Annotated in this window: 17 protein-coding genes and 1 other annotated feature (1 of these 18 only partly in view); of the genes, 16 read left to right on the forward strand and 1 reads right to left on the reverse strand. The window is 46.8% G+C overall.

The features are described from left to right. The 16 genes from LTAR_RS01065 (at position 1) to LTAR_RS01140 (ending at position 14,454) form a co-directional block, all read left to right on the forward strand. Positions 1–1,023, forward strand: a complete 1,023-nt coding sequence (locus LTAR_RS01065; protein WP_062420279.1) for a DUF6976 family protein — start codon at positions 1–3, stop codon at positions 1,021–1,023. A 126-nt stretch (positions 1,024–1,149) separates the two neighbouring features. Continuing rightward, a complete protein-coding gene (gene panB, locus LTAR_RS01070; protein ID WP_062420280.1) occupies positions 1,150–2,016 on the forward strand; it encodes a 3-methyl-2-oxobutanoate hydroxymethyltransferase in 867 nt (288 codons plus the stop codon). Positions 2,017–2,020: 4 nt separating this feature from the next. Beyond that, positions 2,021–2,929 (forward strand): ketopantoate reductase family protein, encoded by a 909-nt coding sequence (locus LTAR_RS01075; protein ID WP_062420281.1) that lies wholly within the window; start codon positions 2,021–2,023, stop codon positions 2,927–2,929. 2 nt (positions 2,930–2,931) lie between these two features. Beyond that, positions 2,932–3,798 (forward strand): pantoate--beta-alanine ligase, encoded by an 867-nt coding sequence (panC, locus tag LTAR_RS01080; protein ID WP_062420282.1) that lies wholly within the window; start codon positions 2,932–2,934, stop codon positions 3,796–3,798. Between the two features lie 97 nt (positions 3,799–3,895). Further along, a complete protein-coding gene (locus tag LTAR_RS01085) occupies positions 3,896–5,878 on the forward strand; it encodes an APC family permease (protein WP_236686558.1) in 1,983 nt (660 codons plus the stop codon). 12 nt (positions 5,879–5,890) lie between these two features. Next, positions 5,891–6,556, forward strand: coding sequence for a potassium channel family protein (locus tag LTAR_RS01090; protein ID WP_062420283.1), 666 nt, complete (start codon positions 5,891–5,893; stop codon positions 6,554–6,556). Between the two features lies 1 nt (position 6,557). Continuing rightward, complete coding sequence (locus tag LTAR_RS01095) at positions 6,558–7,235, forward strand: potassium channel family protein (RefSeq protein WP_062420284.1); 678 nt, start codon at positions 6,558–6,560, stop codon at positions 7,233–7,235. A gap of 130 nt (positions 7,236–7,365) precedes the next feature. Next, on the forward strand, positions 7,366–7,536 hold the full coding sequence (gene rpmH / locus LTAR_RS01100) for a 50S ribosomal protein L34 (protein ID WP_062420285.1): 171 nt from the start codon (positions 7,366–7,368) through the stop codon (positions 7,534–7,536). A gap of 86 nt (positions 7,537–7,622) precedes the next feature. Beyond that, positions 7,623–7,970 (forward strand): ribonuclease P protein component, encoded by a 348-nt coding sequence (rnpA, locus tag LTAR_RS01105; RefSeq protein WP_062420286.1) that lies wholly within the window; start codon positions 7,623–7,625, stop codon positions 7,968–7,970. Then, positions 7,963–8,256 carry a membrane protein insertion efficiency factor YidD gene (yidD, locus tag LTAR_RS16785; RefSeq protein ID WP_081419730.1) on the forward strand — a complete coding sequence of 98 codons (294 nt, stop codon included), beginning with the start codon at positions 7,963–7,965 and terminating at the stop codon, positions 8,254–8,256. The genes rnpA and yidD overlap by 8 nt, the downstream gene beginning before the upstream one ends. 30 nt (positions 8,257–8,286) lie before the next feature. Further along, complete coding sequence (locus tag LTAR_RS01115) at positions 8,287–9,402, forward strand: outer membrane protein assembly factor BamB family protein (protein ID WP_139044375.1); 1,116 nt, start codon at positions 8,287–8,289, stop codon at positions 9,400–9,402. A gap of 9 nt (positions 9,403–9,411) precedes the next feature. Then, positions 9,412–10,185 (forward strand): YidC/Oxa1 family membrane protein insertase, encoded by a 774-nt coding sequence (locus LTAR_RS01120; RefSeq protein ID WP_062420288.1) that lies wholly within the window; start codon positions 9,412–9,414, stop codon positions 10,183–10,185. A gap of 22 nt (positions 10,186–10,207) precedes the next feature. Further along, on the forward strand, positions 10,208–10,954 hold the full coding sequence (jag, locus tag LTAR_RS01125; protein WP_062420289.1) for an RNA-binding cell elongation regulator Jag/EloR: 747 nt from the start codon (positions 10,208–10,210) through the stop codon (positions 10,952–10,954). Between the two features lie 36 nt (positions 10,955–10,990). Further along, entirely contained in the window at positions 10,991–12,334 is a 1,344-nt protein-coding gene (locus LTAR_RS01130) for a thymidine phosphorylase (RefSeq protein WP_062420290.1), read from the forward strand. Positions 12,335–12,345: 11 nt separating this feature from the next. Beyond that, positions 12,346–13,230 carry an AraC family transcriptional regulator gene (locus tag LTAR_RS01135; RefSeq protein ID WP_062420291.1) on the forward strand — a complete coding sequence of 295 codons (885 nt, stop codon included), beginning with the start codon at positions 12,346–12,348 and terminating at the stop codon, positions 13,228–13,230. 96 nt (positions 13,231–13,326) lie between these two features. Beyond that, positions 13,327–14,454 (forward strand): C45 family autoproteolytic acyltransferase/hydrolase, encoded by a 1,128-nt coding sequence (locus LTAR_RS01140; protein ID WP_062420292.1) that lies wholly within the window; start codon positions 13,327–13,329, stop codon positions 14,452–14,454. A 55-nt stretch (positions 14,455–14,509) separates the two neighbouring features. On the opposite strand, the gene LTAR_RS01145 is transcribed toward LTAR_RS01140, so the two are convergent. Further along, complete coding sequence (locus LTAR_RS01145) at positions 14,510–15,460, reverse strand: sensor domain-containing diguanylate cyclase (RefSeq protein WP_158423368.1); 951 nt, start codon at positions 15,458–15,460, stop codon at positions 14,510–14,512. A gap of 317 nt (positions 15,461–15,777) precedes the next feature. Continuing rightward, positions 15,778–15,796, forward strand: a binding site (T-box leader); it runs 231 nt beyond the window's last position.

The following is a 15,796-nucleotide window of genomic DNA, read 5'->3' on the forward strand; positions in this document are numbered from 1 at the left end:
ATGATCAAGGTCCTGTATTCTGTCGATGAAGTCTCGGATATGATCAAACACGGAGCCCGATTGTTGTTAGCTGGAGATGAGACAGTATTAAGTCAATTACCCACAGGAAATTGGGTTGCCGGAACAAGTCCATATTTCATGGGAGACAATGGTGGCGAAACTTCAAAAGAAAAAATCATGGTCACCCAATTGCCAGAGTATGTCACAGAAACAAGCATAAAAACATACGATCGGCAATCCATTGCTTCTATTTACAGTGATATTCCTGCGAATGGTTTTGGCTTCCTGATTATCCCGGCTTTTACAGAAATTCATATGTCTTTCGCGATTAATGCCCCGGATTTTCCTGGATTTACCACAAAACCACTCCTTGGATGGGTATCTGGTGTGTTGCTGGATGACCTGGGAAAAACCACTCCCAAAGTGATCAACGGAAAAACCGGTGAAAAAATCGAGGATCGAGCCTTGATGATGGCTGTAACGTTGCCTGCCGACAAATTGGCCGATATTCGAATGCTTAATATTTTCAAACAGGGAACCGGCGATTCCATTGTCTTCACTGTCGATGGTTTTGAGGTGACACAGGTAATTGTTGATGGCAAATCAATGAATTTTGCAGATTATCTTGTCGAAAAGAGCATAGATACCAGACTGCCGTTGGTGGCAGATTATAGTGGGGCAGGGATCAACATCAGTATCAAATCCATCGATAAGGAGAAAAAGAGCGTTTCCTTCTATGCTCCGGTATTCAAGGATGTTCAATACCGGTTCGCCCAACCTGTTGACCAGTATTTCCAGGAATTTATGACTCAGGTGCTGATTGATGATTATGCTGAGTTTTCATCATCGAACACCGCCAATCAGAAGACGATGCTTTTCTCATGCAATTGCATTCTCAATTATTTGTATTCAAACCTTGAAGGAATGCGCACAGGAGATATGGTAGGACCGATCACATTCGGTGAGATTGCCTATCAATTGCTTAACCAGACATTGGTCTATCTGACAATTCACTCGATCTAGATTGGATCAACCTGATGAGACCCCGGCCTGCTCCCGGGGTCTCTCATTTTTAATTAATCCAGGCAAATACAGTCTTATAATGAAGGACGTACAACAACAGGGTTTATGCAAGGAAAACACAATACCATGTCTCAAATACCAGAACCGCCCAAAAAGAAGATTACCACCCAGACGTTCCTCCAGATGAAGAAGAATGGGCAGAAAATTGCCATGATCACAGCCTATGATGCTCAGACAGCGGAAATTGCTGATGAAAGCGGCATACCATCAATACTGGTTGGTGATTCTCTTGGCATGGTAGTGCTGGGTTATGAAACCACACTGCAGGTTACCATGGAAGATATGCTTCATCACTGCAAAGCTGTGGCACGTGGATCGAAAAATGCGCTTTTGGTTGGCGACTTACCCTTCCTTTCTTATCAGGTTTCGCTGGAAGAAGCTGTTCGAAATTCCGGCCGACTGTTGCAGGAAGGTGGAATGCATGCCGTTAAACTTGAGGGTGGACGTGAACGAGCGGATGCTGTGAGGGCCATCGTATCAACGGGGATTCCTGTCATGGGACATCTCGGTTTGACACCGCAATCAGTCAACAAATTCGGCGGATTTGGTGTACAGGCCAATACGGCTGCGGCAGCCCAACGTCTCCTGGAAGATGCTCTGATCCTGCAGCAATCCGGTTGTTTTAGCATTGTTCTTGAATCCATTCCGGCGCGGTTGGCAGAACTTGTATCCAAACGTTTGGATATCCCAACCATCGGCATTGGAGCTGGTGCCGGCTGTGATGGTCAGGTTTTGGTTTCACCAGATTTGCTCGGGCTCTTCAGCCGCTTTACTCCCCGTTTTGTGAAGAAATATGCCAATCTTCATCAGGATATTCAGAAGGCATTTTCGGCTTATCTATTGGATGTTCAAAACGGAGTATTCCCTGGAGTGGAAAACTCGTATGAAATGTCTGATGTTGAGTGGGAAGAGACTTTACGAATAATCCACTGATCCTATGACTGAACCAATTTTAATGATCGGCACCGGCGCGCTGGCTTGCCTTTTCGCGGGGCGTCTCTCTCGCAGCGGCTTTCCCGTTGTGATGACGGGGTCCTGGAAAACAGGACTTGAGGCTCTTCGCAAACAGGGCGTTATGCTCATTGAAGGAAAAGAGAAATCTGTCTTTCCGGTAGAAGTTCTGGATATCACAGAGACTTCCAGATTCTTTCCGAGAGCATTATTACTGACAAAAGCCTATCAAACATTCGAAGCCCTGAAAAGAGTTCAACCTTTTCTTCCGGAAGATGGAACAGTACTTTCCCTTCAGAATGGGCTTACTGCCCGAAGTCTAATGGTAGAGGTTATCGGAGAATCCCGTGCCATATCAGGTATCACCACCTGTGCCGCCGAGCTGGTTGAACCGGGGATTGTGAATTTTCATGGAGGTTCTTCCATTTTTCTCGGATCACATCCAGCCGCCGCCTGGTATCGAGATGTATTTCAAGCTGCAGGATTTTCTGTATCCACCACGTCAGCCATTCAGAAAATGATATGGGAAAAAGCCATCATCAATTCTGCTGCCAACCCGGTTGGAGCACTCCTGCGGATGAAAAATGGCGAAATGAGTTGTTCTCAGGAAGTTGGATACCTGTTGGATGACCTCATTAATGAAGCCTGTCAGGTAGCAAACCTGGAAGGCTGCGATATTAACCCGGCAGAAATCTCTATTCGATTGCAGACTATTCTCCGAGAGTCATCTGCCAATCGATGTTCCATGCTTCAAGATGTTCTACATGGACGGGATACAGAAATCGAAGAAATTAATGGAGCGATTGTGTCTCTGGCGAAGAAACACGGCATTGATGTTCCTGTACAACGTACAATAACAAGACTGGTTAGGTCTATTAATAGTGAGGTTGATTAATCATGGAAATCGTAAGAACTCTGGAAGAATTGCATGCAGCCCGTAAAAAATTGGAAGGTACTGTTGGATTGGTTCCAACCATGGGGTTCCTACATGCAGGTCATATTTCACTGGTGAAAAAAGCGGCAGAAACCTGCTCACATGTGGTTGTCAGTATTTTCGTGAATCCGACCCAATTTGGTCCAACGGAAGATTTCGCTGCATATCCTCGTGATCTTGATAAAGATGTGGCATTGTTAAAAGAAGCCGGAGTGGATATTGTCTGGGCTCCCACTGAAGATGTCATGTATCCTGCCGGTTATCAGACCTACATCACGGTAGAAGATGTCACCCGTGTTTTGGAGGGTGCCATGCGGCCTACCCATTTCAAAGGTGTAACGACAGTGGTGGCCAAATTATTCAATGCCGTTCAACCTGACAAAGCATTCTTTGGTCAGAAAGATGCCCAGCAGGTAGTGGTGCTCTCACGCATGGTGAAAGATCTGAACTACAACCTTGAGATGGTGGTCTGTCCGATTGTCCGGGAACAAGATGGACTGGCTCTTTCGAGCCGAAACACCTATCTTGACACCGCCCAACGAAAAGCCGCTGTGGTGCTTTCGCGTTCCTTGCGCAAAGCGCGCGCCGTTTTTGCTTCAGGAGAACGTTCCAGCCGGGTGATTCGCGCCGAGATGGACACTCTGTTCGCTGCCGAACCACTGGTAAAGGTTCAATACATATCCATCGCCGACCCGGACACTTTGCAGGAAGTGGAAAAAATTGACAGGCTGGCACTTGTCTCGATGGCAGTCTATGTGGGTAAAACCCGCCTGATCGATAATACAATCCTGGGAAAAATTGATACTGGATTGGATGATCTACACCCATAGTATAAGTTTGATACCAAGATTACCCTTGATTTATCTTGTAGACAGTGATTGATGAATGTATAATCTATCGCTTTGTGGCAAAAAGTAAGAAGGAATTATGGTGGAGAATAAAAGCCAGGATTCTGGCGGACATATGAATATCGAAGAAGATAGCGGCACTACCGTATTACGGCACGATTCAAAATACGTACCCAACCGTTCATTGCAAACCATGCTCTTTGGACGTCCACTGGCAACAGCCGACGCACCAGATCAGACCATTGGGAAAGCCATTGGATTAGCCGTTTTCTCGTCGGATGCCTTGTCATCTGTGGCTTATGCCCCTCAGGAAATGCTAATAATTTTAGCTGCTGCTGGAACGACCGCTTTTGGTATATCGGTTCCTCTGGCTTTCGCTATTTGTATCCTGCTTGTAATTCTGACACTTTCTTATGAGCAAACCATCCATGCTTATCCAGGCGGCGGTGGAGCTTATATCGTCTCACGAGATAATCTAGGAGAAATGCCAGCGCAGATTGCGGCGGCAGCATTACTGACTGATTATATTCTGACAGTGGCTGTCTCTGTTTCTTCTGGTGTGGCACAGGTCACTTCAGCATTTCCAGATCTTTTACGTTTCAAAGTTGAGATTGGTGTTGCCATGGTTTTATTAATCATGATGATCAACTTGCGGGGCGTTAAAGAATCTGGATATGCTTTTGCTGTTCCAACGTACTTTTTCCTGGTTTCAATGTTTATTACTATCGGGTTTGGTTTATTCCGTTACCTGACAGGTACTTTAGGTCAGGTTGTGGATCCCCCTCGTGATTTCATTGATACCCAGACAGTTCTGCAACCCATTACTCTGTTCTTGATTTTGAAGGCATTCGCCAGTGGCACCACTGCTCTTACCGGAGTTGAAGCCATATCCAATGGGATCATGGCTTTTAAGGAACCCCGAAGCTCAAATGCCGGTAAAACCTTGATCTTGATGGCTGCCATTCTTGGTTCCATGATGTTAGGAATTACTTTCTTAGCCAATCATATAGGCGCTTTACCCTCAGATGAAGAAACTCTCATTTCTCAACTGGCGCGTACGGCATTTGATTCGCGTGGAATTTTCTACCTGATGGTTATTACCGCCACTACGGTTATTCTTGTCATGGCGGCCAATACGGCCTTTGCTGATTTCCCTCGTTTGAGTGCCCTGGTTGGTAAGGATGGTTTTCTTCCCCGGCAATTGGCTTTCCGCGGAAGCCGTCTGGTGTATTCCCGGGGTATCGTTGTGTTGGCCGGTATTGCGTCATTGCTGATCATCATCTTCCAGGCTTCTGTAACAAAATTAATCCCGCTGTACGCCATTGGTGTATTCTTGAGTTTTACCCTTTCTCAGGCTGGCATGGCTCATCGTTGGTGGAAGAGTGGAAAACTGAAACCCGGTGAAGAGATCGTCGAAAAAGGTTCTACCATTCATCATGATGACCGGTGGCTGTTTAAGATGATCGTGAATGGTTTTGGTTCTGTTTGTACGCTGGTTGTTATGGCGGTGTTCGCCATCACCAAGTTTACAGATGGCGCGTATGTCGTGATCATCTTGCTGCCTGTTCTGGTTTACATTTTTTATTCCATTCACCGGCATTACCGGAATCTGGCGCAGCGTCTTTCGATGGATACATTCGTATCCGCCGGGCGGATTTCACGCCACCGGGTGATATTGCCGATTGGCGGTGTGCATCGCGGAACATTGGCTGCCCTCAGGTACGCCAAAACTTTGTCTGATGATATTACGGCTGTCCATGTCTCCATTGATGAAGAAGAGACAACTAAGATCAAACAGAAATGGGAAATCTGGGGTGATGGAACACGACTCGTGATCTTGGAATCCCCCTACCGGGTGTTCATTGAACCATTGTTGAAATACATTGATGAGATTGATGAAACGCGGCAGGCGAATGATATTATCACTATTGTGGTACCAGAGTTCGTTCCACGGCATATGATGTCAAATGCCCTGCATACTCAAACAGCGGTTGAATTGCGTATGGCTTTGCGATTCCGCAAAGATATTGTGATCACCAATGTCCCATATCAGGTGGACTAGGGAGAAGAGAAGATGAAAGTGATAGTTATTGGTTGCGGCCGGCTTGGTGCAGAACTGGCATATAACCTGTATAAACGCGGCCATGAAGTATCTGTGATTGATAATGTTCCTGCTTCATTCAACAATCTCCCTGCAGATTTCCAGGGGCGACTGAATGAAGGGGAAGCCCTCAGTCAGGATGTATTGCACAGGGCGGGCATTGAAAAAGCTGATGCGGTGGCGGCGGTCACAAATTCGGATTCGTTGAATGCTGTGGCTGCTTATATTGCCCGATCGGTGTATAAAGTCCCGAATGTTCTGGCTCGCAATTACGATCCACGAACCCGAGAGTTATTTGAATATTTTGGACTACAAACCGTCAGCTCAACCAGTTGGGGGGCCCAGCGAATGGAAGAGCTAATATTCCATTCGGACATCAGAACCGTCTTCTCCGCCGGAAATGGAGAGGTGGAGCTCTACGAGGTGGTGATCAATGATATCTGGGATGGGAAGACTCTTAATGAACTGATTGATTGTGACGATTGTCTCCCAGTATCTTTGACTCGCGCCGGCCGGGCGGTTATTCCTTCTCGGGATACCAAAGTTCGCTCCGGTGATGTAGCGCTGTTCAGCGCAACGTTTGAAGGAATTGAAAACTTGCGCCGCCGTCTGAAGAACGTGGATAAGCAGGAGGCCTGACATGTTTGTTGTAATTGTTGGCGGCGGTCGGACTGGAACCCAGCTTGCCAAAACTTTAATCCAGCAGAATCATACAGTTCATGTCGTTGAGAACCGTTCTGATGTATTATCCATGATCCATCGGGAATTGCCTACAGAATCAGTATTCCAGGGCAATCCCATTGATCCAATCATCCTCGACCAGGCAGGTATTAAAGATGCCGATGTTCTGGCAGCCGTTACCACTCGTGATGAAGTTAATCTGGCTGTCTGTCATTACGCCCGCCTGAAATATAACGTCCCGCGGACAATTGCCCGTGTCAATAATCCACGCGATGCCTGGTTATTTGACGACGTATTCAGCGTGGATGTGTCTGTCAACCAATCGGCCATTATGTCACATATTATCGAAGAAGAAATGTCAATGGGTGACATGATGACTCTCTTGAAATTGCGCCGGGGAAATTATTCGCTGGTAACAGAAAAAATTCCCGAAGGAGCGAAAGCCATAGGCATGATGCTTAAGGATGCCGGTCTGCCTGAACATTGTGTTATTGCGGCCATCATTCGCAAAGGTGAAGTCATCGTTCCGCGGGGTGTTTCCGTTTTTGAGAAAGATGACGAAATCCTATCAGTGACCGATCCCGAAGGAGCATTGCAGCTCTCCGAGCTGTTTGATGCGCCCAAAAAAGCAAATTGATCGGTACAGAAAGGTATGAGGCCCGATTCTGTCAGACGCATGAAACTTGACTGACAGCCTTCCATCGGTTACAATGCTACCTCTTGTACTGAGTTGTATTTGCAATCTTCCTTGTTTGAAAGGGTAAAGCATGACCAAACGGACGTATCAACCCAAAATTCGCCGGCGTGTGCGCGTTCATGGATTCCGCGAACGCATGTCCACCGCAGATGGCCGCGAAGTATTAAAACGCCGCCGACTTAAAGGCCGCCATAAACTGACTGTATCGATGAACAATCATGTGAAACGGATTCGCTGGTAGAGTGGATTCGATAATGTACCGGTTTCTCAATCAGAAATCAGTACAGGGAAATTTCCGTGTTGACGTTCAGGAAATAAGGTAGATGGGTGAAACGCAGGTTTCGCCTGACCCGATCCAACGATATCAAGCGGGTGCGGCGCGCAGGTAAATCGTATGCCCACCCGCTTGTCGTGTTGGTTGTTTCAACCGCTTCAGAGAATACTCATCGCATAGCCATCATTACAGGAAAATCTGTAGGCGGAGCGGTGGAGAGAAATCTTATCCGCCGGAGGTTGCGAGCTATATGCGATCATTTGTTACCAGAAATGAAACCGGGTTTTGAAGCCGTACTCATTGCCCGGGGACCATCGCAAAAAGCAGAGTTCCGTGATCTCGAGAATGTTGTAAGCAGTGTGTTTCAACGTGCTGGTTTGATCAATATTTCAAATGGATGAAGAATCTGAAGTCTTAGAACGGTATCACGACGAACCACGAGTTCGTGACATCCCTTTAACAATCCAAAATGTTCCGCGTCTTATTCTGTGTGGATTGATCCGTGGATACCAGGCGATTATCAGTCCAGCGATGCCGCCTGATACCTGCCGATTTTATCCTTCTTGTTCGCATTATGGCTATCAGGCCATATACAAATACGGAGCATTCAAGGGAACAGGAATGGCGATCTGGCGGATTTTACGATGTAATCCATTCAATCCGGGTGGGTATGACCCGGTTCCTTAATTGAATGCACCTGGTGAAGAAAGTCAAAAAATGCATAAGAGAAGAATTTCGTTATTACTCCTTTTTGTAACTTTTTCTTTTCTGCTGTCTGCCTGTGGTGGAACTCCGGCACCAGCATCCTGGCCGGAAAGCCTGGTTGTTGACAAAGCGACTTTGCAGAAATTAACCACTGATCAGGCTATTGCAGACAAACAGGTCGATACGCTTTTTGTATCTTCCGGTTCATTTGTGTATGCTATCAATGCAGAAACCGGTCAGGAAATTGGAAGATATCCTGAAAAAGCGGAAGGCACCAATATGTATGCCTCTGCCCCCGCTTTATTAAATGGCTCTTTATATGTAGGTGACTATTCCTCACAATTCCATAGTATTGACCCGACAACCCGCCTGCAAAAATGGGTAAAGAAAGATGCCACCGGACGGTTTATCGCCTCGCCGGTGATGATCGATGATCTTATTCTGGCGCCCAATGCCGATGGTCACCTGTATGCTTATAACAGTAACGGCGAAGTTCGATGGAAATTTGCCGCCTCCAATGGCATCTGGAGCACCCCGGTGACCGACGGAAAGACCGTATTTATCTCTTCAATGGATCGAAAATTGTATGCCATTGATCCCGGAGCAGAAGGGAAAGTCCTCTGGACGGTTGATCTGGGCGGTTCGGTGGTTTTCAGCCAGGTACTTGGCAAAGATGGAAACCTGTATATTGGTACATTAAATAATGAAATCTTCTCCATTGCATCTGACAGCGGCAAAATCAACTGGCAGGTGAAAACCAGTGGTGGTGTCTGGTCTCCTGTTGTGGTGGATAACGATAAGATATTCGCTGGTGATCAATCTGGAAAGGTTTTTGCCCTTTCTTCTAAAGATGGAAGCAAAATTTGGGAAACCGATGCCGGTTCTCCGGTTGTAGGTGGACTGGCTTTAACCGATAAAGGTCTGTTTGTTGGCACTCAAAATGGTGATGCCCTGTGCATTTCTGTTAACGGCCAGAAGGTATGGACACAGACGGTTGGTGGTAAACTTTATGCCACACCTGTAGTCAGTGGCAACAATGTCATTTTTGGCGTTTTTGAAGGCGACAAATCTCTGGCTGCGCTGGACGAAAACGGTAAACTGGTTTGGACCTTTACTCCCTCCAAATAGAGGATCAATATGTGGGATGCTTTTGTCGGTTTCATGATTAATGTTCTGCTCTATATCTACAGTCTACTGGGGCAGAACTTTGGTATTGCCATCATTGTCTTCACCATCGTAGTCCGTCTGGCGACTCATCCTTTAACAGTAAAACAGTTGAAGGGTTCGACAGCCATGGCTGAGATGCAGAAAGATAAACGATGGATCGAAGCTCAAAAGAAATACAAAAATGATAAAGAGAAGCTATCACAGGAACAGATGAAGCTTTATCAGGAATTGGGAATCAATCCATTGGCAAGTTGTTTGCCCACATTGATCCAATTGCCCATCATTATTGCCCTGTATCAGGCGGTCATTCAATCACTGACCAATTCTCCATTGGAAGTGCTCAAATTGACCAATCATATCTACACGGGTTTTTTGAATATTGGAACATTGCTCCCTCTGAACAATCGCTTCCTCTGGATGGATTTGGGAACACCTGATCTGATTCATATTCCTGGGTTGCCTTTCCCGATCCCCATTCTGGCCATTCTGGTGGTCATCACCACCTATATTCAATCCAAGCTGACCACCCCTCCTCCTGCCAGTCCGGATGACCAAAGTGCCCAGATCAGTGGCATGATGACCATTTATATGCCATTATTAATGGGATATATGGCTTTTACACTGGCTTCAGGTCTTTCTTTATATTTTGTAGCTTCAAATATCATTGGTATTCTGCAATATGCAGCTCTTGGCAAGGTCAATTGGAGAAATTTATTGCCTTCCCGTAAACCTGCCAAAGCCTGACTTTTAGAACCTGGGAGCGAACATGGGACAAGAGAAAACTACACTCGAAATCATCGCCCCGACTGTGGATGAAGCTGTAAACCGTGGGGTTTCTCAACTTGGAATTACCCGCGACGCGGTAGATGTTGAAATTCTAGATTCAGGAAGCAAAGGTCTGTTTGGTCTGGGTGGCCGGCAGGCAAGGGTGCGACTCGTATTAAAACAAGAATCTAGTGCAGAAGTTTCCGCGCCGGGCAGTTTTCCCGGGAAGAAAAGCACAATGCCTGCGGCGGAATCATCCACCATTGCTGCGAATGAAGATGCCGTGTTGCAGACATCCCGTGAGACGGTCAAAGAACTTTTGGAAAAGATGAAAGTCTTTGCCACTGTAACCGCACACTATACTGAACCGGAAGAATCTGGTGAAGAACGTCAGGTACTTGTGGATATCAATGGTGATGATCTTTCCATTTTGATCGGCCGGCGTACCGAAACGCTCAACGCCCTGCAATACATCGCCAGCCTGATTGTGAGCAAAAAACTGGAAAAATGGGTTCCCCTGGTGATCGATATTCAGGGGTACAGGTCACGGCGAACACGCCAGCTTCAACAATTAGCCCGCCGAATGGCCGAGCAGGCGGTTCATACCGGAAAACGCCAGACACTTGAACCCATGCCGGCCAATGAACGCCGTATCATCCATATGGAACTTTCATCATTTGATCAGGTGATCACCGAAAGCACGGGTGAAGAACCAAACCGCAAGGTAACGATCGTTCCAAAAAAATAGCCAGCATTCATAGAAAAGAAAGCCGGAGGTATATTTATGAATCCGACTCAATCTGATCAAAGCCCTCATCGACCGCTTCGAGCGGTCGATATCATTATCAAGAAACGCGACGGGCTGTCTCTTTCCAAGGAAGAAATTGATTTCTTCATTAAAGGATACACAGCCGGTGAAATCCCCGATTATCAGGCATCGGCTTTATTAATGGCCATTCTCCTGCGCGGTATGACTGACCAGGAAGCGACTGATCTAACGATGGCCATGGCTCATTCCGGAGAAATCCTGGATCTGTCGCCCATTCTTGGCAATGCCGTTGACAAGCATTCCACCGGGGGAGTGGGAGATAAAACCACGCTGGTGGTTGAACCTGTTGTGGCGACCTGTGGTTTGAAAGTGGCAAAAATGTCTGGCCGGGGTCTGGGTTTTAGCGGCGGCACATTAGACAAACTTGAATCCATTCCCGGTTATCGTGTGAATCTTTCACGCCAGGAATTTTTAGACCAGGTTTCTCGAATCGGGATTGTGTTATCCGGTCAAAGTGCCGATCTGGCTCCGGCTGATGGAAAGCTTTACGCCCTTCGAGATGTGACTGGAACAGTACCATCCATTCCATTGATTGCATCGTCCATTATGAGCAAGAAAATTGCCGCCGGCGCCCATACGATTGTTCTGGATGTAAAAACCGGCAATGGTGCTTTCATGGAAACGCTAGATGATGCACGGAAACTGGCACGTCTTATGGTGTCTATTGGACGGCTATCCGGTCGAAAAGTGATTGCTCTCTTGTCTGATATGAACCAACCGCTTGGTTGTGCTGTGGGAAATGCCCTTGAGTTGGCCGAAGCCATTGATACACTGCATGGCGGCGGTCCTCATGATTTCAGGGAACATTGTCTGGAGGCTGCCGGTTACCTGCTGGTAGCCAGTGGTAAATCTGCGAGTCTTGCCGAGGCTAAATCAATGGCAGCCCGTGCTCTGTCAGATGATTCTGCATTTGAAAAGTTCCGTTTGCTTGTTCAGGCTCAGGGTGGGGATATCCGGGTGGTGGATGATCCTTCTCTGCTGCCAAAGGCAGCTGTAATCGAAACGATACGAGCCGAACAGGCTGGATGGATTTCTGGAATACATGCTCGAGTAATCGGTGAAACCGTCATTACACTGGGAGGCGGGCGCGCCAGAAAGACGGATTCGATTGACCATTCCGTCGGTGTTGTTGTCCATGTGAAGGTGGGAGATCAAGTAGAAGCCGGACAGCCTCTGGTGACTATTCACGCGAAGAATCAGGCAGATTTGGGGATAGCGAAAGACCGGATTCTTTCGGCCATTTCCTGGAGCGATCGGAAAACGGAATCTCTCCCATTGTTTTACGGGGTTATTGAATAACAGAGACTGCCATGAATTTTGCATCCAGGGCGGAATACCGCGATCGAATTGAAAAGGTGGTCATTTATATTCATGACCACATCAGTGAACCGCTGGATTTGCATACTGTGGCGGAGGTCAGTCACTTTTCTCCTTACCATTTCCATCGAGTTTTTCATGGGGCAATGGGGGAAACTCCGCAGGATTACATCAACCGGCTTCGGTTGGAACGGGCGGCGAATTATCTGACCAAAGCTCGCGAGATGTCCATCACCAATGTTGCTATGGCCTGCGGTTTTTCATCTCCTTCTACATTTGCCCGATCATTCAAACAACACTTTGGCGTGACCGCCCGTGAATACCTGCGCGGCTGGTATTTGAGTTCGCTCGCAGATGCCTGCGGTTCTCAGGTTTGCACGATGACGGTAGAAGATCGTCACGAATGGAATGTCAATATTCGTGAAGTGCCTGCCATGCACCTGGCGTATCTGACGTACTTGAAAGGGTACAACCCGGTTGAAATATGTAAAACCTGGGAACGATTGGATACCTGGGCAATTTCCCATTCTGCCTATACCGAATCAACATTGCGGCTGGGTATTTCAATGGACGACCCATTGATCACACCGGCAGGGAAATGCCGGTACATGGCCGCCATAACCATTCCACCGGCCATCAAAAAAGACCGGGTAATTGGGATTTTAGACGTGCCCGCCATGACGTGTGCCATTTTCCATGTAACTTGCCGAGGAGACGAGATTCAGAGGAATTATCAGGCCATTTATAAAGACTGGCTCCCCGACAGCGGTATGCAGCCGGCAGATTTCCCCTGTTATGAAGTTTATCGGGACGTATCCGAGGCAACGTACGACGGAATTTTCAACATGGATATTTATATCCCATTGAAACCCATGTAGCATCGCAAGAATTGCAAAATTTATCCCAAGATTTGGGAAGTTTTCGGCTGCCGAACACCTTACCATAGAGATCAATACATCTCAATTGGAGGAAGAATGGAGTCTGTAAATAACATTCATGTGAAATTCCACCATGTGGTACTGCGTGGAAGCGCCGAAATGATTGGCCGTCAACAGGGTGAGATGATCCGTCCTGTTCCGGGTGCCGTCGAATACTTTGGTTCAGGTCCTGTCATACCGGCCAGCGCGCCAGTAGACAAAACTATCCGCCTGATGGAAACGTATTGCCCGGGATTGGTAGATGAGTTGACCGGTTTCAGCGAAGCGGCCGGATTCCCTCTGGAGAAACTTGTCTATCTTTCCATGACTCATATTGGCGGAACGTATTGCAGTCATTTTGCCGTACGACCGACGGTAACAACCACCGGGCATACGTTAATTGGGCGTAATTACGATTTCGGCCATAAAGTGGATGATCTTAAATTGACGACAGTTTTTCCCGAAGGGCGATATGCCAGCATGGGGTTCCCCACGTTGTTCTTTGGACGAAATGATGGTTTGAATGAAAAGGGTCTATCCATCACCATGTCTGTTGGAGGGATGCCGGTGGGTATCATGCCCGGGCAGCGGCCGCCCCTGCAGGAAGGTCTGCAATTCTGGGCGTTGGTCCGGACACTGTTGGATACCTGTAAAAATGTGGAAGAAGCGGAAGCCTGCTTTACTGAATTCCCGTGCAGTGGAAATCCGATCATAATCGCGGCCGATTCAAATGGAAATATCTCTCGGATGGAAGCGCTGGGTCCGCACAAAACGATCAAGAGGGCAGAAAGTGCCACCCCGTTTATGGCGGCTACGAACCACTATCAATCTGTAGAACTGGCACAGCTTGATTCAACATGTATGGCAAATTCGGATGTCCGTTTGCAGGCCATCCACCGGTTCGTACAGGAAAATTCAGGCAAGATGACCCCGGAGAAAATTAAAGACTTTCTGGGAACCCCATATCCTGCTGGATTGTGTACCCATTTCTATTCAGAGTTCTTTGGAACCCTGCATTCCTGTGTATTCGATTTGGAAGATCGGTCTGCTGAAATAACCTTTGGCTCGCCAGCGGTGAATGAATGGCGCCGTTTTGACTTCAAGAATCCCCAGCCGGGTGAGTTTGATGTGGTTCTTCCAGACGAACATTCGACCAGAGAATTCTGGGCAGCAGAAAAGAAGTAATTGACTGCGAAAAAATCGGGTGGTGGCATTTATAAGAAGCACCACCCGATTTCTGTTAATTCTTATGCAGATCGTCGCCGATCATGGAAAAGACTTCGTAGGTATTCTTGTTCTTTTTTGCCTGGTACATGGCATCGTCTGCAGAACCCAGAAGCCTGTTAGAGGTTGTACCGTGATGTGGATACAGGCTTATCCCGATGGATACGGTAACCTCTGGTTTTGTGGGATACAGGTCAATCCCTTTGTTGATATCCCTGACGATTCGATCGGCAATCTGAACAACCTCATCTTGTGTTTTTATTGATTCCATCAAGATGACAAATTCATCACCGCCAATCCGGGCGACAGTATCCAATTCACGAACATGTTTCTGCAGTATTCCGGCAATCTGAACCAGAAGCAGATCACCGGCCGCATGTCCGCAAGTATCGTTGATTTTTTTGAAGTTATCCAGATCTATAAACAATACGGCAATCATTGTTCCATACCGTTGAGCTCGGAAAATCGCCTGGTCGAGGCGGTCAAAGAGCAAAAAACGGTTGGGCAGAGATGTCAACACATCATGTGTAGCCAGGAATTGAAGATCGTTCTCAATCTGTTTTAGTTCGTTGATTTCCCGGGTAATGCCAAATAGACCGTAAATTTCCCCATTCTTCTTTCGTAAAGGGTGTTTGGTCGATGAGGTCCAGTTTTTCGTACCATCGGGCCTGTTAAAACATTCAACCAACCCGATGATCGGTTGACCTGTTTCCATGATCCTCATTTCTTCCAAACGGGTTTTTTCTCCAAATTCCTGACCAAATAAATCGGTATCCGTTTTCCCGATCAGGTCTTCTGGATTCTCATAACCAAGCGAATTAGCCAACCGCCGGCTTACTCGCATCAACCTGCATTGCCGATCTTTAAAATAAACACTGTCCCCCATATTATCCATAATTGCCTGGAATAATTGACTGGCATCATTGAAATCATCAGAGATTCCGGGGTGGGGCATAGTCAAATCCATTTGCACCTGCAATTCTGGATTAACCTGTGCAAAACACATTTTGTAAACCTTTACAAAATTCATTATATTACAAATTTGTAAGGTTAGTATATAGTTATAAATAGGTTATGACAATTGGAAAAATGGCACAATTATGTGAGTATTACATCACTTTATTATTTGTTGAGCCTGTGATTTTTGTTTATGCCCTCGATCAGATGCATGCCTGTCAAGCAGCTGCATCAGGAAAATGTTTTATCTATGACTGCTCAGAATGATTGGAGTTGACTTATTCTGTTTCGTTGACCCTCATGCATTTCTATGGCATAATCTGAAACATAAATGCATTGATGGAAA

Origin of the sequence: Leptolinea tardivitalis (assembly GCF_001050275.1) — a bacterium.
Classification (GTDB): Bacteria; Chloroflexota; Anaerolineae; order Anaerolineales; family Anaerolineaceae; genus Leptolinea; species Leptolinea tardivitalis.

What these genes read in the sequence shown, in the direction of transcription:
- LTAR_RS01130 (WP_062420290.1), top strand. Translation starts at nt 10,991, where the DNA reads ATGAATCCGACTCAATCTGATCAAAGCCCTCATCGACCGCTTCGAGCG.
- jag (WP_062420289.1), top strand. Translation starts at nt 10,208, where the DNA reads ATGGGACAAGAGAAAACTACACTCGAAATCATCGCCCCGACTGTGGAT.
- panB (WP_062420280.1), top strand. Translation starts at nt 1,150, where the DNA reads ATGTCTCAAATACCAGAACCGCCCAAAAAGAAGATTACCACCCAGACG.
- LTAR_RS01065 (WP_062420279.1), top strand. Translation starts at nt 1, where the DNA reads ATGATCAAGGTCCTGTATTCTGTCGATGAAGTCTCGGATATGATCAAA.
- panC (WP_062420282.1), top strand. Translation starts at nt 2,932, where the DNA reads ATGGAAATCGTAAGAACTCTGGAAGAATTGCATGCAGCCCGTAAAAAA.
- LTAR_RS01120 (WP_062420288.1), top strand. Translation starts at nt 9,412, where the DNA reads ATGTGGGATGCTTTTGTCGGTTTCATGATTAATGTTCTGCTCTATATC.
- LTAR_RS01145 (WP_158423368.1), bottom strand. Translation starts at nt 15,460, where the DNA reads ATGGATTTGACTATGCCCCACCCCGGAATCTCTGATGATTTCAATGAT.
- LTAR_RS01090 (WP_062420283.1), top strand. Translation starts at nt 5,891, where the DNA reads ATGAAAGTGATAGTTATTGGTTGCGGCCGGCTTGGTGCAGAACTGGCA.
- rpmH (WP_062420285.1), top strand. Translation starts at nt 7,366, where the DNA reads ATGACCAAACGGACGTATCAACCCAAAATTCGCCGGCGTGTGCGCGTT.
- LTAR_RS01095 (WP_062420284.1), top strand. Translation starts at nt 6,558, where the DNA reads ATGTTTGTTGTAATTGTTGGCGGCGGTCGGACTGGAACCCAGCTTGCC.
- LTAR_RS01140 (WP_062420292.1), top strand. Translation starts at nt 13,327, where the DNA reads ATGGAGTCTGTAAATAACATTCATGTGAAATTCCACCATGTGGTACTG.
- LTAR_RS01115 (WP_139044375.1), top strand. Translation starts at nt 8,287, where the DNA reads ATGCATAAGAGAAGAATTTCGTTATTACTCCTTTTTGTAACTTTTTCT.
- LTAR_RS01135 (WP_062420291.1), top strand. Translation starts at nt 12,346, where the DNA reads ATGAATTTTGCATCCAGGGCGGAATACCGCGATCGAATTGAAAAGGTG.
- yidD (WP_081419730.1), top strand. Translation starts at nt 7,963, where the DNA reads ATGGATGAAGAATCTGAAGTCTTAGAACGGTATCACGACGAACCACGA.
- LTAR_RS01075 (WP_062420281.1), top strand. Translation starts at nt 2,021, where the DNA reads ATGACTGAACCAATTTTAATGATCGGCACCGGCGCGCTGGCTTGCCTT.
- LTAR_RS01085 (WP_236686558.1), top strand. Translation starts at nt 3,896, where the DNA reads ATGGTGGAGAATAAAAGCCAGGATTCTGGCGGACATATGAATATCGAA.